5 protein-coding genes are annotated in these 18,478 nt (G+C 74.3%); all 5 read right to left on the reverse strand.

Annotation, left to right across the window (positions count from 1 at the left end):
- Nucleotides 1–4 precede the first annotated feature (4 nt).
- Nucleotides 5–250: an acyl carrier protein gene (locus ACZ6ZQ_RS35275; protein ID WP_469772605.1), complete on the reverse strand. Its 246-nt coding sequence runs from the start codon at nucleotides 248–250 to the stop codon at nucleotides 5–7.
- A gap of 12 nt (nucleotides 251–262) precedes the next feature.
- Nucleotides 263–1,108 carry a 3-hydroxyacyl-CoA dehydrogenase family protein gene (locus ACZ6ZQ_RS35280; protein WP_469772606.1) on the reverse strand — a complete coding sequence of 282 codons (846 nt, stop codon included), beginning with the start codon at nucleotides 1,106–1,108 and terminating at the stop codon, nucleotides 263–265.
- 43 nt (nucleotides 1,109–1,151) lie between these two features.
- The gene (locus tag ACZ6ZQ_RS35285; protein WP_469772607.1) at nucleotides 1,152–10,409 is read right to left on the reverse strand and encodes a type I polyketide synthase; all 9,258 of its coding nucleotides are present in this window, start codon (nucleotides 10,407–10,409) and stop codon (nucleotides 1,152–1,154) included.
- 8 nt (nucleotides 10,410–10,417) lie between these two features.
- Nucleotides 10,418–15,190 (reverse strand): type I polyketide synthase, encoded by a 4,773-nt coding sequence (locus ACZ6ZQ_RS35290; RefSeq protein ID WP_469772608.1) that lies wholly within the window; start codon nucleotides 15,188–15,190, stop codon nucleotides 10,418–10,420.
- A gap of 43 nt (nucleotides 15,191–15,233) precedes the next feature.
- Nucleotides 15,234–18,478: type I polyketide synthase (locus ACZ6ZQ_RS35295; protein ID WP_469772609.1), on the reverse strand; the 3,245-nt coding region annotated here is incomplete at its 5' end.

An 18,478-nucleotide genomic window follows, 5' to 3' on the forward strand; every position in this document is an offset into this window, starting at 1 on the left:
GCGCCTACGCGGCGGCGGCGCGCTGGCGGTCGACCAGGACCGTCATCGCCTCGGCGGTGCGGAAGTTGTCGATGCGCAGCTCGTCGGTGGGGACGGTGATGCCGAAGGTCCTCTCCACGAACATGACGAGCTCCATCGCGAACAGCGAGTTCACGAAGCCCAGCGAGAAGATGTCCTCGGTCGCGGTGATCTCGGCCTGGGGGAAGCGGCCCTTGACGAAGGTCAGGATCTGGCCGGTGGTGTCGGACATGTCTGTCTCTCCTCAGCTTGCGTAGGTGTAGAAGCCGCGGCCGGTCTTGCGGCCGTGCAGTCCTGCGTCGGTCATCTGCTTGAGCAGGGGGCAGGGGCGGTACTTGCTGTCGGCGTAGTGCTCGTAAAGCACCTCGACGCTGTACAGGATGGTGTCGACCCCGATCAGGTCGGCGGTCTCCAGCGGTCCCATGGGGTGGCCGAAGCAGCCGCGGAACACCTCGTCGACCGACTCGGCGGTGGCCACGCCCTCGTACACGAGGTAGGCGGCCTCGTTGACGGTCAGCATCAGGACCCGGTTGGAGACGAAGCCGGACGAATCCTTGACGTCGACGCCCTTCTTGCCCATGCCGGTGAGCAGGGCACGGGTTCGCTCGACCGTCTCGGCGGAGGTGTGGAAGCCGGGGATCAGCTCCACGACCGGCTTGGCCGGGACGGGGTTCATGAAGTGGACGCCGACCACGCGCTCCGGGCGGCCGTACAGTGACCCGACCTTGGTGATCGGGATCGCCGAGGTGTTGACGATCACGACGGCGTCCGGGGAGAGGACCTCGTCCAGCTCCTTGTGGACCTCGCGCTTGACGTCCCAGTTCTCGGTGACGTTCTCGATGACGAGTTCCGCGTCGGCCAGCGCCTTCACGCCGACCTCGGTGGTGATCTTCGCCATGATGGCGTCGGCGTCCAACGCCGGGCCGCCCATGAGCCGGCTCATCCGGGCATTGCGGGTAATGGCGTCCCTGGCCTCGGACAGGATCCGCTCGTCCTTGTCGACCAGGACGACGTCGTATCCGTACTGGGCGAGGTTCTGGGCGACTCCGACGCCCATGACGCCGGCACCGACTACGCCGATGACAGTCATGACTTGCTCCGTTCTTGTATTGCGTTCGATGGCCGGTGTGCGGTCAGCGCTTGCGGCGGCGGGCCGCCACCTCAAGCCCGGTCCTGCGCCGTTCCGCCTGGTTGCGGGTGGTCTCCCGGTCCTGGGCCGACGCAGGGCCGGCGGCTGGGGCATCGACGACCTTGGCGAGGGCGGCGACGGTCGGGGCTTCGAAGAGGATGTGCGGGGGCAGCTCCGCGTCGGGGAACGCCCGGCGCAACGCGGCGAGGACCGAGATGCCGAGCAGTGAACTGCCGCCCAGCTCGAAGAAGTTGTCGATGACGCCGACACGGTCCAGGCGGAGCGCCTCGCCCCAGATCCCGGCGATGGTCTCCTCGACCGCCCCGGAAGGCTCCTGATACAGCGTCACCAGTTCTGGACGAGGGTGCCGTGAGCCGGTGCCGGTCACTTCCTCGGAGGTGACCGTGGCCACGGTGAAGCGGGTGCTGAACCGCACCACGGTCGGGAAGTCCTGGGTCGAGACGACGACCCGGGACTCTCCGGACCCGAGCGCCCTGACCAGCGAGCGCCAGCCCTCGTCGAAGGTGATGCCGAAGTGGGCGCGGTGGTTACGGAAGAAGGTCTGCAGGGACTCGTCGTAGCCGGCGAGGCCGTTGTCCCAGGCGTTCCACGTCCACTCGCCCCAGTCGACGGAGAGCACGCGTCGTCCGTCGGCCGCGAGGGAGTTCGCGAAGGCGTCGAGGTACGCGTTGCCCGCGCAGTAGTCGACCTGACCGGGGCCGCCGCCGGTGGCGGAGGTGATGGACGAGAAGAGGACCAGGAAGTCGAGGTGCAGTTCGTCGGGCCGTCCGATCCGCAGGGCCTCGGCGATCGACCGGCATCCGGCGATCTTCGAGGCGAGGACGGCTTCTCCGTCGCCGGGCCGCTTGAACTGCATGAGCCCGGTGCCGGGCACGCCGGCCGTGTGCAGCAGGCCGTGCAGCGCGCCGAACCTCTCGACGGCCAGGTCGACGGCCCTGCGCACGGCCGCCTGGTCGGCGACGTCACCGGTGACGATCTCCACTTCGGCGCCGTGCGCGAGGAGCCGGAGGACCTCGGTCACCCGCCTGCGAGTGGTGTCGTCGGCGGCCTCGGTGCCCGCGGCGACGGCTTCCCACCGGTCGCGCGGCGGCAGGCCGGTGCGTCCGAACAGCACGAGCTTGGCGCGGTGTTCGCGGGCCAGGTGGTCGGCCATGCCGAGGCCGATGCCGCCGAGGCCGCCGGTGATCAAGTAGACGCCGGCGTCGCGCGGAGCCGCGGTGCCCTCCGCCGCCGTGTCGGCGGCGGGCAGCGGCTCGTACGCGCACAGCCAGCGGCGGTTGCCGCGGAGGGCGACGGTGGCGGCGGCGCGCGGTCGGCGCAGTTCGGCGACGAGGGCGGTGGTCGTGGTGGCCGGGTCGGTGTCGATCAGCCGCGTGGTGACCGTGGGGTACTCCAGCGGGATGACCAGGGCAGGGCCGGTGACGGTGGCGGTGGCCGGGCGGGCCTCGGCGCCGCCCAGCACCTGCTGGGTGCCGGTGGCCACGATGTCCAGGGCCCAGTCGTCCAGGCCGAGTTCACCGGCGGACCGGGCGAGGGCGATCAGGGTGTCCAGGCCCAGGTTCAGGGTCCGGGCGTCGGTGTCGTCGGCCTCCTCGTCGAGCGTCCACAGGTGGACCACCCGCTCCAGGCGGTGTCCGGCACTCCGCAGGGCGCGAAGCACGGTGAGCATGTCCTCGTCGCTGCCGGGACGGACCGTCCAGCCGTCCGCGGTCCTGCCGTGGGCGTCGCCTGGGCGGACCACGGTGACGGTGGCGCCGGCCGGTTCCACGGCGCGGCGCAGCTCGTCGAGGACCCGGTCGGCGGTGCCCTCCCGAGCGTAGACCAGCCAGTGCGCGGGCTGGTTCCCGTCGGCCGCCGTCGGGGCGGTCTGGCGCCAGACGGGCAGGTAGAGCCACTCCTCCTCGGGCTGCCGGGGGACGCGGCCGATGTCGTCCATGGACATCGGCTCGGCCGGGACTGCCGTGGCCGGGACGCCCCGGGCGGACGGCCTGGACGGCTCGATCCAGTAGCGCTGGCGCTGGAAGGGGTAGGTAGGGAGCGGGATCCGGCCGGGGGCGCGGCCGGTGGCAGGGGCCGCCGCGCCGGTGCCGCGGCCGTGGTGGGCGGCCCAGTCGACGTCGACGCCGAGCAGCCACAGCCGGGCGAGGCAGTCGGTGAGGACGGCGTCGGCGGGCCGCTGGTCGCCCGCGGCCGGCAGGGTCGCCGTGATCATCGGCCAGCGCTCGGGCGGGCAGTCGGCGGCGCGCATCAGCGCGCCCAGGGACGGTCCGGGGCCGATCTCGACGACGGCCAGCTCGGGGTCGGCGATCAGAGCCGCGGCGCCCGCGGCGAACTGCACCGTGCCGCACATGTGGCGGGCCCAGTAACCCGGGTCGCGGACCAGGTCGGCATCGGCGAGGCCGCCGGTGACGTTGGAGTAGTAGGGCAGTTCCGGCGCGTGGAGGGTGACGTTCGCCTCGACCCAGGCGGTGAGTTCGGCGGTGAGGCCGCCGAGCATCCGGGAGTGGAAGGCGTGGGTGGTCTGCAGAGGCCGGTACGGGACCTCGGCCTTGCGCAGTTCCTCGGCGAGCAGCGCCATGTCGGCGTCGGGTCCGGCGACGACGACCGTGTCGGGGCCGTTGACCGCGGCGATGTCCAGGCCACGCCGCTCGATCCGGAAGCGCCGTCGCAGGGCGTCGGCGGAGAGCGGGACAGCGGCCATCGTGCCGCGTTCGGCCCCGGCGATCAACCGGGCGCGGTGCACGACGAGCGCGATGGCGTCGTCGAGGGAGAGCACGCCGGCCAGGCAGGCGGCCACGTACTCGCCCAGGCTGTAGCCGAGCATCGCCTGCGGGCGCACGCCCCAGGCCATCAGGGTGCGGGCGAGCGCGTAGTCGACGGCGAACATCAGCGGCTGCGCGAGTTCGGTGCGTTCCATCGCCGCGGCGCGCGCGTCGGTGGCGGCCGCCCGGCCGAGGAGGACCGCGAGGTCCTGGGCGCCGCCGCGAGCGCCGGTGAGCAGGTCGGCGACGTCCTCGTCGGGCAGGGCCGCGGAGATCCGGTCCAGGCAGGCGTCGAGGGCGTGGGCGAACTCCGGCTCGCGGCGGTACAGCTCGCCGACCAGGCCCGGGTACTGCTCGCCGACTCCGGCGAAGAGGAAGGCCACGGGCCTGCCCTGGGCGGCGTCGGTGCGCGCGGCGAGAGGTGCGGCGCCGTCGGCGCCGGTGAGGACCGGGACGGCCTCACCGACGGAGGTGACCACGGCGGCGCGCCGGTGCTCGAAGGTCTTGCGCCCCACCTGGAGGGTGAACGCCGTGTCGTCGAGCCGGGTCTCCGGCCTGGACCGCAGGTGCTCGCCGAGGCGGCGGACGGCTTCGTCGACGGCGGCCGTGGTGCGCGCGGAGACCGGCAGCACCTGGTAGCGGCGGGTGGTCGCCGGATCGGAGAGGGGCGTCCCGGTCCGGACCGGGGGTTCCTCGACCACCACATGGACATTGGTGCCGCCCATGCCGAGGGAGTTGAGGCCGGCGATCCGGGGGCGCCCCTCCCCCGCGTCCCAGCGGGTCAGCCCGGCGTTGACGTAGAAGGGGCTGTTCTCGAAGTCGATCTCCGGGTTGGGGCTGGTGTAGTGCAGGGTCGCCGGGATGACGCCTTCACGGACGGCCAAGGACGCCTTGATGAGGCCGGCGGTGCCGGCGGCGCGGTCCAGGTGGCCGATGTTGGTCTTCACCGAGCCGATGGCGCAGTACTGGCGGGTGTCGGTGGGGCCGAAGGCGCGGGTCAGGGCGGCCACCTCGATGGGGTCCCCGAGTTCGGTGGCTGTGCCGTGCGCCTCGACGTACCCGATGTCCTCGGCGGTGACGCGGGCGTCCGCCATGGCGTCGGCGATCACCTGGGCCTGGCCGACGACGCTGGGTGCGGTGTAACCGACCTTCAGGGCACCGTCGTTGTTCATCGCGGAGCCGCGGATGACGGACCAGACGTGGTCGCCGTCGCGGAGCGCGTCGGAGAGCCGCTTGAGGACGACGACGGTGGCGCCGTCGCCGAACATGCTGCCCTGGGCCTTGGCGTCGAAGGTGCGTACGTGGCCGTCGACCGACTCCTGTCCGCCGGTGGTGTACCGGTGCCCGACCCGGTCCGGGACGCGGATGGAGACGCCGCCGGCGAGCGCCATCTCGCAGTCGCCCGCGCGCAGGGCGCGGACCGCCGTGTGGACGGCGACGAGCGAGGTGGAGCAGAAGGTCTGGACGGCGACGCTCGGGCCGCGCAGGTCGAACAGGTAGGAGACCGAGGTCGTCAGGGCGTCCTTGTCGTTGCCCATGATGATCTCGTACGTGCTGACGTCCTGGTCGCCCGCCAGCCGGTCGGTCATCCCGAGCAGGTAGGTGCTGATGTTGGAGCCGCCGAACACGCCGACCCGGCCGCGGTGTTCGGGACGGCAGTAGCCGGACTGCTCCAGCGCCTCCCAGCAGGTCTCCAGGAAGAGGCGCTGCTGGGGGTCGGTGAGCGCGGCCATCCGGGGGCTGAGTCCGAAGAAGCCCGCGTCGAAGCCGGCGATGTCGTCGAGGACCGGGCGGGCCGGGACGTAGGACGGGTCGTGGACCACTGCGGGGTCGACTCCGGCCTCGATCAGCTCCTCCGGCGAGAAGAAGGTGATCGACTCGACGCCGTCGCACAGGTTGTGCCAGAACTGGCCGACGTCCGCGGCGCCGGGGAAGCGGCCCGCCATGCCGACGACGGCGATGTGCCGGTCCAGGTCCTGCTCAGGCTCCCCGGCCGTGGCAGGGACGGGACGGGACGGTTCGGTCCGGTGCGCGGGGTGAGCGGCCGCGGCGGGCGCCGCCGGGGTGCTGGTCGCGGCGGCGCCTTGCTCGTCGAGGGCGGCGCCGAGCGCGTGGACGGTGGGCGCGGCGAAGAGCGTGACCGTCGGGATCACGATGCCGAAGCGCTGCTTGACCAGGTTGAGCATCTGCAGCGCGAGCAGGGAGTTGCCCTGGAGGTCGAAGAAGTTGTCGCGGACGCCGATCGGTTCGACGCCGAGGACGTCCGACCACAGACCGGCGAGGACGCGTTCGGTGGGGGTGAGCGGCGGGACGTACGGCTGCGGCAGGTCGGGGCGCTCGTACCGGGTCCCGGTGGTCGCGGCCGGTGTGGTTCCGGCGCCGCCGGGCACGGGGAGCCGGTCGGCGAGTCCGCCGGCGGCGACGATCACGGCGGGGCGGGCCAGGTCGAGCAACGCGTCGAAGGCGCCGAGCGCTTCGGGGTCGCTCATGGAGTGGCTGATCATCGTCGCGCCGACCTGGCCGTCGAGCCGGTCCAGGGTGCAGGCCCAGGTGTCCCAGCTCGCGGCGGTCCAGCGGGTGGTGCCCGTCCGGCCGTGGGCGAGCGCGGTGAGGGCCGCGTTCGCCCCGGCGTAGCTGCCGAAGGCGAGGCCGCCGAGGAGGGCCGAGGTGGACGAGAAGAGCACGCAGTGGGCGGGGCGCTGTGCGGCGGGGAGGGCGGAGACGACCGCGTCGAGGACGCGGGCGCCGTCGACCTTGGCGCCGAAGTGCCGGGCCACGGCGGCATCGTCCAAGTCCTGCAGGGGCCGGAAGGTGTCCGGGGTCGACTCGGCCGCGGCGTGCACCACGCCGTCGATGCGTCCGGCGTCGAAGAGGGCACGCATCGCCGCCTCGTCGGTGACGTCCACACGCGGGGTACGGATCTCGGCACCCAGCTCGCGCAGGCGCCGCACGGCGGCGGCGCGTGGGTGGTCCGGGTCGTCGGGGACGCCGTTGCGGCTGGTCAGGATCAGGGTGGTGGCGCCGCGACGGACCAGGTGCTTGGCCAGGGTGATGCCGACCTCGCCGAGGCCGCCGGTGACGAGCCAGGTGCTGCCCTCGCACACGGTCGGGCCGGACCGGGCGTCGACGGCGGCCTGGCCGGCCTCGGCGGGGGCGTAGGCGGGGACGTGCCAGCGGCCATCGCGGTGGGCGGCGGTGACGGTGCCGGTGGGGTGGCGCAGGAGGGCGGCGAGGGACTCGGCGGCTTCGGTGACTCCGGAGCCCGGGGCGAGGTCGGCGTTGCCGCTGTCGAGGTTCAGGTACTCCTGGTTGGCGACCACGGGCAGTACGGCGACGGCGGCCTGGGCCGGGTCGACGCGTTCGCCGTCGGCGACGCCCTGGCCTCCGCGGGTGACCACGACGACCCGAGTGTTGCCGGTGCCATCGGCGCCCAGGGCGGCGAGGGTGCGGGACACCGGGAGCACTCCGGCGGAGGCGTCGGCCGATTCGGCGGAGTCGAGGGCCGCCAGGTGGACGACGGTGCGGCCGTCGGCGGGGAGGTCCTCGCCGGGGCGTACGACGGTCACCTCCGTGCCGTCGCGGCGCAGCAGGGCGGCGAGGGCGTCCGCGGTGCCTCCGGAGTCCGCGACCAGCACGTGGCGCCCGTCGGCCGGGGCCGTGCCGGTGTGCTCCGAGGGTCCGGCGGGGCGCCACCGCTGGGTGAGCAGCTGGACGTGGGGTTCGGGCGCGCTGGTCTCGGCGGGCTGCGCGACAGTAGTCCCGGTCCCGCCCGCGGGCGCGTCGATCCAGTACCGCTCGCGCTGGAACGGGTAGAGCGGCAGCTCGGTCCGGCGCGGCTCTCGGCCGTCCTGGTAGCCCTTCCAGTCGACGGACACCCCGGCCAGCCACAGTCTGCCGACGGCCTCGGCCAGCACAGTGCCGGCGGGCCGCGGGTCGCCCTCGGCGGGCAGGGCAGGCACGATGAGGGGCCAGCGGTCGGGGGTGCACGCGGCGTGGCCGCGGACCAGGGCGCCCAGGGACGGACCGGGGCCGATCTCCAGCAGGGCGGTCTCGGTTCGGGCGAGCAGGGTGGCGACGGCGTTGTCGAACCGGACGGGGCCGCACATGTGCTCGGCCCAGTACGCCGGGTCGATGGCCTGCGCGTCGGTGATCAGCTCGCCGGTGACGTTGGAGATGTAGGGGACGGCCGGCGGGCGGAGGGTGACGTGGGTCGCGATCCATTCCGTGAGTTCGGTCCGAATCGGCTCCAGCATCCGCGAGTGGAAGGCGTGGGTCGTGGCAAGCGGCCTGCACGGGACGGAGTCCTCGGCCAGGGCCCGCCGGAACGCGTCGAGTGCCTCGGGCTCACCGGAGACGACGGTGACCTGGGGGCCGTTGACGGCGGCGACGTCCAGGCCGTCGAGACCGGTCCGGTCGATCCGGGCGCGGACCTCATCGGCGGAGAGCGGCACGGCCGCCATCGCCCCGGCGGGCAGGGCGTGGATGAGCCGGGCCCGGTGGGCGACGAGCGCGAGGGCGTCCTCGACGGAGAGCACGCCGGCCAGGCAGGCGGCGACGTACTCGCCGAGGCTGTAGCCGACCATGACGGACGGTTCGACGCCCCAGGAGCGGACGAGCTGGGCGAGGGCGTACTCGACGGCGAAGAGGGCGGGCTGGAGCCGGTCGGTGGCGTCGTCCCCGTCGCCTTCGGGCGCGCCGGTGCGGCCGAGTAGCCGGCCGAGGTCGGTGCCGCCCGGCACGGTGTCGCGGGGGCGGAGCAGGGTGGTGAGCGGGTCGGCGCCGGTCTTCTCCACGAGCAGGGCGCGGCAGTGGTCGAGTACGGAGCGGAACACGGGCTCCGTCTCGTACAGGTCGGCGGCCATGCCCGGGTACTGCTCGCCGGTGCCCGCGATGAGGAAGCCGACGGGCCGGTCCGTCTGGCCGTCCGCGCGGGAGAGGACGTCGCCTTCGCGCAGGCGGGCGGCGGCCTCCTCGACGGTTCCGGCGACGAGCACCCGCCGGTGGCCGAAGACGCCGCGTCCGCTCTGCAGGGTGTGCGCCACGTCGGACAGCGCTCTTCCGGACTCCTCCAGGTGTCCGGCCAGCGCCTGGGTGACCGCGTCCGCCGCCTCGGCGGAGCGGCCCGACCAGACGAGCAGTTCGGTGCTGCGCGGTGCGGCGGGCGCGGAGGCCGGCAGGGGTGCCTCTTCGAGGACGACGTGGGCGTTGGTGCCGCCGATGCCGAAGGCGCTGACGCCGGCCCGGCGGGGCGTGGAGCCGCGCGGCCACGAGCGGGGTTCGGTGACGACCGTGAGCCGGGCGCCGCCCGCGGCGAGCTGGGGGTTGGGCGTGGTGAAGTTGCGGGTCGGGGGGATCTCGCCGTGGTGCAGGGCGAGCGCGGCCTTGATGAGGCCGGTGACCCCGGCGGCACGGTCGAGATGGCCCACGTTGGTCTTCACCGAGCCGACGAGGAGCTGCTCGCCGTCGAACACCTGCTGGAGGGCGGCGATTTCGGCGGCGTCGCCGAGGGCGGTCCCGGTGCCGTGGGCCTCGACGTATTCGATGTCGGCGGGGGTGAACCCGGCGGCGGCCAGGGCCTCGGCGATGACGGCGGCCTGGCCCTCCACGCCGGGGGCGGTGAAGCCGACCTTCCGGCCGCCGTCGTTGTTGACGGCCCAGCCGCGGAGCACGGCGTAGACGCGGTCGCCGTCGGCGAGCGCGTCCTCCAGACGGCGCAGGGCCACCACGCCGACGCCGCTGCCCAGCGGGGCGCCCAGGCCCGAGGCGTCGAAGGCCCGGCACTCGCCGTCCGGCGGAGTGATGCCGCCCTGCTGGTACAGGTAGCCGACACGGTGCGGTACGCCGAGCGCGACGCCGCCCGCCAAGGCCATGTCGCACTCGAGATTCGCCAGACTGGTCGCGGCCGCGCAGACCGCGACGAGCGAGGTCGAGCAGTAACTCTGGACGCCGTACGCGGGTCCGGTCAGGCCCAGGGTGTGGGCGACCCGCAGCGGCAGCGAGTCCTTGTCGTTGGCGAGGCCGACGGCGAACTCTCCGACCTCGCCGGCGACTCCGGCGGGCAGCAGGTTGTTGATCAGGTACGAGCTCAGTCCGGCGCCGCCGAAAACGCCGATCGTGCCGTCGAAGCGGGCCGGGTCGCAGCCGGCGTCCTCCAGGGCGTGCCAGCTGTGTTCGAGGAACAGCCGGTGCTGCGGGTCGAGGATCTGGGCTTCCTTCGGGTTGATCCCGAAGAAGCCCGCGTCGAACCGGTCGAAGCCGTCGATGACCGCTCCCGCCTTGACGTAGGCGGGGTCGGCGAGCTGGTCCTCGGGGACCCCGGCGGCGCGGAGTTCCTCGTCGGTGAACCGGGTGATGCCCGAGCGTCCGGCGCGGATCTCGGCCCACAGGGCGGCGACGTCCGCGGCGCCCGGGAACCGGCCCGCCACTCCGACCAGCGCGATGTCCGTGTCGGAGACGTCGGCGGGGATGTGCTCAGTCACTTCTGTCCTCACTTCCGCGTTCCGGAAACCTTCGCGCCGCGGGCACGGCGTCGCTCACCTCGGGCCGAACCGGCCGCCCGTCCGGCGCCGCGCTCGGCCGGGCCGCCCGTGTCGGGCCCGGCGAGTGCTGCCGCGAACTCGGCGACCGTGGGGTGCTGGAAGAGCACCGCGGGTGCGATCCGCCGTTCGAGTCGCTTCTCGATCGCCGCCACCATGGCCATGCCGACCAGCGAGTTGCCGCCGAGTTCGAAGAAGGGATCGTGGACGCCGATCCGGTCGATGCCCAGGTAGGCGCCCCAGGTGTCGGCGATGACGGTCTCGAGCTCGGTGCGGGGTGCCGCGTAGTCGGTGCGCAGCGCGGGGCGGGGGAACCGCTCGCCGTCCGATGCGCCGGGCACCGGGGCGAACAGCTCGGACAGGTCGGTGCCGGCGGCCCATTCCCGCAGCCCCTCGGTCAGCTCCTGGCGGACCGCGAGCACGGTTCCCCGGGTCCCGGCGACCAACCGGTCCAGTAGGGCGCAGCCGTCCTCGTCCGTGAAGCCGTACGTCGTGCGGTAGGCGGCGACGCGTTCGGCGAGGGCGCCGCCGAGCGCGGTGCTCTGCCAGTCGTCGTGCTGCCAGGGGCCCCAGGCGACGGTGAGCACGCGGGTGGTGGGGGCGGCGTCGGCGAGGGCGCTGCCGTAGGCGTTCAGGACGGTGTTCGCCGCGCAGTAGTCGCCTTCGCCTATGCCGCCGAACACGGTGATCGCCGAGGAGTACAGCACGAGGAGTTCGGGCCGGAGGTCCTCCGGGGTGCCGGGGCCGACGAGTTCGGCGAGCGGGCCCATGGCCAGGAGCTTGGGCGCGAGTACCCGGGCGGTGTCCTCGACCGTACGGCGCTGGGTCATGCCCCCGGCGGGGACGCCCGCCGCGTGGACGACGCCGGTCAGCGCGCCGAAGTGCTCCCGGCAGGCGCGCAGGGCGCCGCGCAGCCGGTCGGGGTCGCCGACGTCGGCGCTGAGGAGGAGCACCTCGGCGCCCTGGGCCTCCAGCGCGCGCACGTCGGCCAGACTCTGTGCGGCCCGGCCGTCGGGTTCGGCGGCGGCCGCCCGGCGCAGGTCGGTCCGGCCCACCAGGGCGAGGCGGCGCACTCCGGCGCGGACGAGGTGGCGGGCGAGGCTCATGCCCAGGCCGCGGGTGCCACCGGTGATGAGGTAAGTGCCGTCGGGGCGCCACGGGGTGTCGCCCTCGGCCCGGGGTTCGGGGGCGACCGGGGCCCAGCGCTCGAGCCAGCGGCGGCCACCGCGCCAGCCGACCAGGGTCGGTTCGGTGGTCAGGTCGGGGTCGGTCCAGGGGCCGCGCCGCAGTTCCTCGGCGAGCTGCGAGGCGGCGTCCCGCGGCTCCGTACCGGCCGCGAGGTCCACACCCCGCCAGGCCAGGCCGGGGTACTCGGAGCGCACCACGCGGCCGAGGCCGTGCACCACGGCCCGGGCCGGGGCGACCGCGTCCCCTCCGGTGATCTCGGCTGCGCCCTCGCTGCAGGTCAGTAGGCGTACACCGGACGCGGAGGCGGCGTCGCCCGCCGCGTGGACGGCGAGCAGGAGGGTGCCGAAGCCGTCGCCGGCCGCCCCGCGCAGCCCCGCGTCGTCGGCGAACACCGGGGTCCCGGCGTCCCCCCGCAGGCTCCATAGGTGGACGACGTGCACGGGGCCGCCGCCGACGGTGTCGAGCACCCGGCGGTAGTGGTCCGGCTCGGCCGGGTCGATGACGCAGCGCCGGGAGCCATCGCGGCGGAACCCGTCACCGGGGACCACTTCGAGGACCGGCGTGCCCGCCGCCTCCAGGAGCTCGGCGAGGCCGCTGCCGATGCCGTGTGGGTCGGCGAACACCACCACGGGCCCGTCCACGGCGGGCGTCCCGGCCGGGGTACGGCCGAAGTCCCGCTGCCACGACGGCGCGTAGCAGCGCTCCTCGGGGGCGGGCGCGGCGGCGGTCCGTGACTTCCCGTCCGGGCGGCCGCCCGTGGCCTGCGGCCACAGGCGGGTGCGGCCGAAGGGATACGAGGGCAGGTCGGCGATCCGCTCGCGGCCGTGCCGCAGGGTGCTCCAGTCCAGGGCGCAGCCGAGCTCCCAGAGGCGGCCGCAGGTCTCCAGCACGTCGGTGACGCCGTCGGTCGGCCCGCCCGTCGGCCACTGGGCCGGGAGCGTGCCGAGCACGGTGGGCTGGGTCCCGCCGGTGACGTTCTGCCGGACCAGGCCGCCGAGGGTCTGCCCGGCTCCCAGCTCGACGTAGGCGTCCGTCCCCTGCTCGACGCACGCGTGCACTCCTGCGGCGAACAGCACGGGTCGGCACAGGTGGTCCGCCCAGTACTGGGGGTCGGTGGCCTGCTCGGCGGTGAGCGGCGCGCCCGTGGTGTTGGAGATGACCGTGCGCTCGGGGGCGTGCCGGGGCACGGAGGCGACGACCTCGGCGAGCCGGTCGCGGACGGGGCGCAGCTGCGAGGAGTGGAAGGCGTGTGCGGAGCGCAGCGGCCGGGCCGGGACGCCCTCCTCGGCGAGCCGGCGCGCCACCGTCTCGATCTCGTCCGGGGCGGCGCTGAGCACGGTCATCGTCGGGCCGTTGACGGCCGCCACGTCGGCGCGGGCGCCGCTGCGGGCGAGGACGTCGGCGACCAGGTCGGTGCCGGCGGCGACCGCGAGCATCCGGCCGGCCGGGGCGGACTCGATGAGCCGGGCGCGTTCGGTGACGACCCAGAGGGCGTCCTCGAGGCTGAACACGCCGGCGAGGCAGGCCGCCACGTACTCGCCGAGGCTGTAGCCCACGAGCAGGTCGGGGGTGATGCCGCGGTGGGCGAGGAGCTGGGCGAGGGCGTACTCGACGGTGAAGAGGAAGGGGTGGGCGACGCCCGCGTGGTCGAGCGGGTCCTCACCCGCGGGCCGGGTGCCGGTGCGGCCGAGGAGCGCCGCCAGGTCGTCGCCGTCCCGGAGGTCGGGGGCGGTGAGCAGCAGCGGCCGCAGGTCGACCCCGCAGCGCCGTTCGGCGATGTCCAGGCAGCGGTCGACGGCTTCGGCGAAGACTGGCTCGGCGCGGTACAGGTCGTGGCCGAGGCCGCGGTACTGGTCGCCGACGCCGGGCAGCAGGAGAGCGACGCGGGGACGGCCCTCGGTACGGCGCACGCCGGGGGCGTCCGCGGCCGCGCGCAGCCGGGCGGCAGCCTCGGTCGGGTCGGCGGCGACCACGGCGCGCCGGTACTCGAGCGGGGTCCTGCCCTGCCGCAGGGTGTGGGCCACGTCGTCGAGCGGCAGCCCGGCGACGGCGTCGGCGAGCCTGCCGAGCTGGGTGCGGAGCGCGTCGTCGTCGGCGGCGGAGACGGGCAGCAGCCGGGGCACGGCGGGGGCGTCCGCGACGTCCTCGGCGCCGTCCGTCCCGGTGGCCGGCGGGGCCGCTTCCAGGACGACGTGGGCGTTGGTGCCGGACCAGCCGAAGGCGCTGACCCCGGCGACGCGGGCACCGGTCCCAGCGGCCAGTTCGGTGCGCCGGGCGGCCGGCCGGACGGTGCCGTCGCCCGGGATCGCGGCGGGCCGTTCCATGTGGAGGTTGGGCGGGACGACGCCGTTCTCCAGGACGAGGACGGTCTTGATGAGACCGGCCATGCCCGCGGCCGCCTGGGTGTGGCCGATGTTGGTCTTGACCGCTCCCACGTGCAGCGGGCGCCGCGGGTCCCGGCCGCCGAACACCTCGTTCAGGGCGCCCAGTTCGATCGCGTCGCCGAGCGCCGTGCCGGAGCCGTGCGCCTCGACGTACGCGACCTCGTCGGGTGCCGTGTTCCCTGCGGCGAGCGAGCGTCGGATCACGTCGATCTGCGCGCCGCGGCTGGGGGCGGTGAGTCCGTTGCTGCGGCCGTCCTGGTTGACCGCGGAGCCGCGGATGACGGCACGGATCCGGTGGCCGTGGCGCACGGCGTCGGAGAGCCGGGCGAGGACGACGGCGCCGCCGCCCTCGCCCATCACGTAGCCGTTGGCCCGCTCGTCGAAGGTGCGGCACAGGCCGTCCGGGGAGAGCATCGAGGTGGCGCAGCCGTAGATGTAGACGTCGGGCTGCATCATCAGGAACCCGCCGGCGGCCACGGCGAGGTCGCACTCCCCGCGGCGGAGGGCGGAGACCGCCTGGTGGACGGCGACGAGCGACGAGGAGCAGGCGGTGTCCAGGGTCATCGCCGGGCCGCGCAGGTCGAAGTGGTACGCGAGCCGGCCGGCGGCCACGCTGGCGGCGCTGCCCTGGCCCATGTACGGGTCGGTGTAGGCGCGGGGGCCCTGGCCATCGGCCTGGAGCCGCCCGTACTGGAGGGTGTCGGAGAAGCCGACCATGACGCCGGTGCGGCTGCCGGCCAGAGTCGGCGGGGGCGTGCCGGCGTTCTCCATGGCCTCCCAGACCAGCTCCATGAGCATGCGCTGGTGCGGGTCCATGCGCAGGGCTTCCTGCGGGGAGTGCCCGAAGAGGGCGGAGTCCCACCCGGCGATGTCCGACAGGAAGGCGCCGCTGCGCGTGTACAGGCCGTAGTCGTCGTACGGGTCGAGGTCGAACCGGTCGGCCGGTACCTCCTCGGTCACGGCGGTGCGGCCCTCGCTGAGGAGTTCCCAGTAGGCGTCGACGGACTCCGCGCCGGGGTAACGGCAGGACATGCCGATGACTGCCACGGGCTCGTCATGACGCTCCGTCAGGTCGGTGAGCCGGCGCCGTGTGTCGGCCAGCTCGACGGTGGCCCGTTTGAGGTAGTCCCGCAGTCTGTGTTCGTCCGCCATCGCTGAAGTCCCCGCCATCCGTGTGTGTTTCGAAGCTGTCGCGTCAGAGCTGGTTGTCGATGAAGGCGAAGATGTCCTCGTCCGACGCCGCTTCCAGGTCCGCCGTGGCCGTGTCTCGCGACGGCCGGCCGCCGAGCCGGGCCAGCGCCGCCTGTAGGTCGGCCACGGCTCGCGCGAGGGTCTCCGGGTCGGCGTCCGCGAGCCGCTCGGTGGCCTCGTCGAGGGCCCGCCGCAGCAGCTCGTCGGGGGAAGCGGCAGCCGGCGCCAGTCGTCCGGCCAGATGTGCCGCCAGGTCCGTCACCGTCGGGTGGTCGAACACGAGGGTCGGGGGGAGGTCCAGGCCGGTCGCGGCGTTGAGCCGGTTGCGCAGTTCCACCGCTGTCAGCGAATCGAGTCCGAGTTCGCTGAAGGGGCGGGCGGCGTCTACGGAGGCCGCCGAGCCGTGTGCGAGGACCGCCGCGACCTGCGCGCGCACCTCATCGACGACCAGGGCCGTCGCCTCGGGGCCGGAGAGTCCGGCCAGCCGCTCGCGCAGCCCCGTCGCCGCGGTGTTCCGTGGGCCGTCGGCCGTGCGGCGCGCGGTGCGGACCAGGCCCCGCAGGACCGGGGTGACGTCACCGCCGGTGTCGGCCTTGGCCTGAAGCGCGCCGGCGCTCCAGCGGGAGGCGACGACGAGCGGCTCGGCTGCGTCCCCGGCGCCGAAGGCGGCGTCGAAGAGCTCCAGGCCCTGGCCGGCGCTGAGGACCGCCACGCCGGAGCGCGCCATCCGCGCCTCGTCCGCCGCGGACAGACCGGCCGCCATGCCGGAGTCCATCGACCACACGCCCCACGCGATGGAGGTGGCGGGCAGCCCCTGGGCCCGGCGGTGGGCCGCCAGGGCGTCCAGGAAGGCGTTGGCGGCCGCGTAGTTGCCCTGCCCGGCGTTGCCCAGCACGCTCGCGATCGAGGAGAACAGCACGAACCGGCGCAGTGGCAGTCCTGCCGTCAGCTCGTGCAGGTGCCAGGCGGCGTCGGCCTTGGGCCGGAAGACCGCGTCGAGGCGCTCCGGGGAGAGGCCGTCGAGCATGACGTCGTCCAGCACGCCCGCCGTGTGCACCACGCCGACCAGAGGACGGTCCGGGGACACCGACGCGAGCAGGGTCTCGAGTGCGTTCCGGTCCGCCACATCGCACGCGACGACCCGGACCGAGGCCCCCTTCCCCTCCAGGCGCGCGACCAGCTCTCCGGCACCCGCCGTGGCCGCGCCCCGGCGGGAGACCAGCAGCAGGTCCCGCACCCCGAACAGGTCCACCAGGCGCTCCGCGACCAGCGCGCCGAGACCGCCCATACCACCGGTGACCAGGACGGTACCGGCGTCGAGTCCCCGGTCCTCGGCCGGCGGCGGGGTACGGCGCACCACGCGCGGCACCGACACCCTGCCGTCCCGCACCCGCAGTTGCGGCTCACCGGCGGCGACCGCGGCGGCGAACAGCGGCCAGTCGGCGAAGCCGGGCTCCACGTCACCGAGCACGACACGGCCGGGGTGCTCGACCTGCACGGCGCGCACCAGGCCCCACACCGCTCCCCCGGCCAGGAGGGCCTGGTCGGCGAGCAGCACCAGCCTGGCCCCGATGAACCGGTCGCACGCGAGCCACTCCCGCACGAGCTCCAGCACCCGGCCGGTCTCCCGGCGCAGCGCGGCGGGGACGGCGGGCCCGTCGTCCGCTGCGCAGCGGACGACGACGTACTCCGGGACGGCATCATCCGGGACGGCCCCGGCCAGTTCAGCGAGGGACGCGTACCCGGGAACTCCCTCCACGCCCTGGCCGACCGCCACCCATCGGGCGGCACGGTCAGCCTCCGGAACATCGACCTCCACCCAGTCGAGCCCGTGGTACCCGACCGTGGCCGTACCGGCGCACAGGGCGGCGGCGAGCGCGGCCACGGTGACCGGGCGCACCCGCAGACCGGCCACGGTCAGCACGGGCCGGCCGGTGGCGTCGGCCGCTTCGACGGCGAGCTCGTCACCACTGCCGGTCATCCGCAGACGCAGGACCGGGGCGCCGGAGGCGGAGAGCCGCACGCCGCGGAAGACGAAGGGCAGGCGCAGCTCGTCGGAGCCGCTGTTGAGGACGTAGGGGTGGAAGGCCGTGTCCAGCAGCGCCGGGTGCAGGCCGAAGCCGTCGGACTCGGCGGCCGCCTCGATCCCGGCCTCCACGTACAGCTCGTCGCCGAGCCGCCAGGCCGCCCGCACGCCGCGGAAGGCGGGGCCGTACTCGTACCCCCGCTCGGCGAGTTCCTCGTACGCGCCGTCCATAGCCACGGGCTCGGCGCCCGCGGGCGGCCAGCTCTCCGCCCAGGCACAGGTGGCCTCCGTGACCGCCCCGCCGCCCCTGGTCAGCACGCCGGAGGCGTGCCGCACCCACGACTCGTCGTCACCGGCGCGGGAGTGGACCCGCACCGCGTGACCCTCGCCGTCCACCACGACCTGGAGGGAGAGCGTCCCCTGGGCGGGCAGCACCATCGGCGCCTCGAACGTCAGCTCAGCGACCTGGTCGTACCCGGCCTGGCCACCGGCCTCCAGCACCATGTCCAGCAGCGCGGAACCGGGTACGACGACGGTCCCGGCGACCTTGTGGTCGGCCAGCCACGGCAGATCGCTCAGCGAGAGGCGCCCCGTGGCCAGCACACCGCCGCCCGCGACGTCCACGACGGCCCGCAGCAACGGGTGCCCGACGGCCCGCAGTTCTCCGGCCCCAACCCGCGCCGCGGACCGGTCCAGCCAGTACCGCTGGTGTTCGAAGGCGTAGGTCGGTAGGTCGGTGCGGGTGCGGGTGCGGGTGCGGGTGCCGGTCAGGGCGGTCCAGTCGATGTCGACGCCGGTGACGTTGATCTGGGCGAGGGCGTGGTGGAGGGTGTCGGTTTCGTTGTGGTTGCGGCGTTGGGTGGGGATGATGGTGGTGGTGGGGAGGGTTTCGCGGGCCATGGGGGTAAGGGCGCTGTCGGGGCCGATCTCGATGCAGGTGGTGTGGGTGTGCTGGGCGTGGAGGGTGGTCAGGCCGTCGGCGAAGCGGACGGCGTCGCGGACGTGGCTGACCCAGTAGTCGGGGTTCTGGAGCTGTCCGGGTTCGGCGAGGGCGCCGGTGAGGTTGGAGATCAGCGGCAGGTGCGCGTCGTGGTAGTCCAGGGTGTCGGCGAGTTGCCGGAACTGGTCCAGCATGGGTTCCATCAGGGGTGAGTGGAAGGCGTGGCTGACCTTCAGCCGGGTCGACTTGATGCCCTGGTCGTCGAGTTGGGTGGTGAGGCGGG

The organism is Streptomyces sp. NPDC053673 (assembly GCF_055585225.1).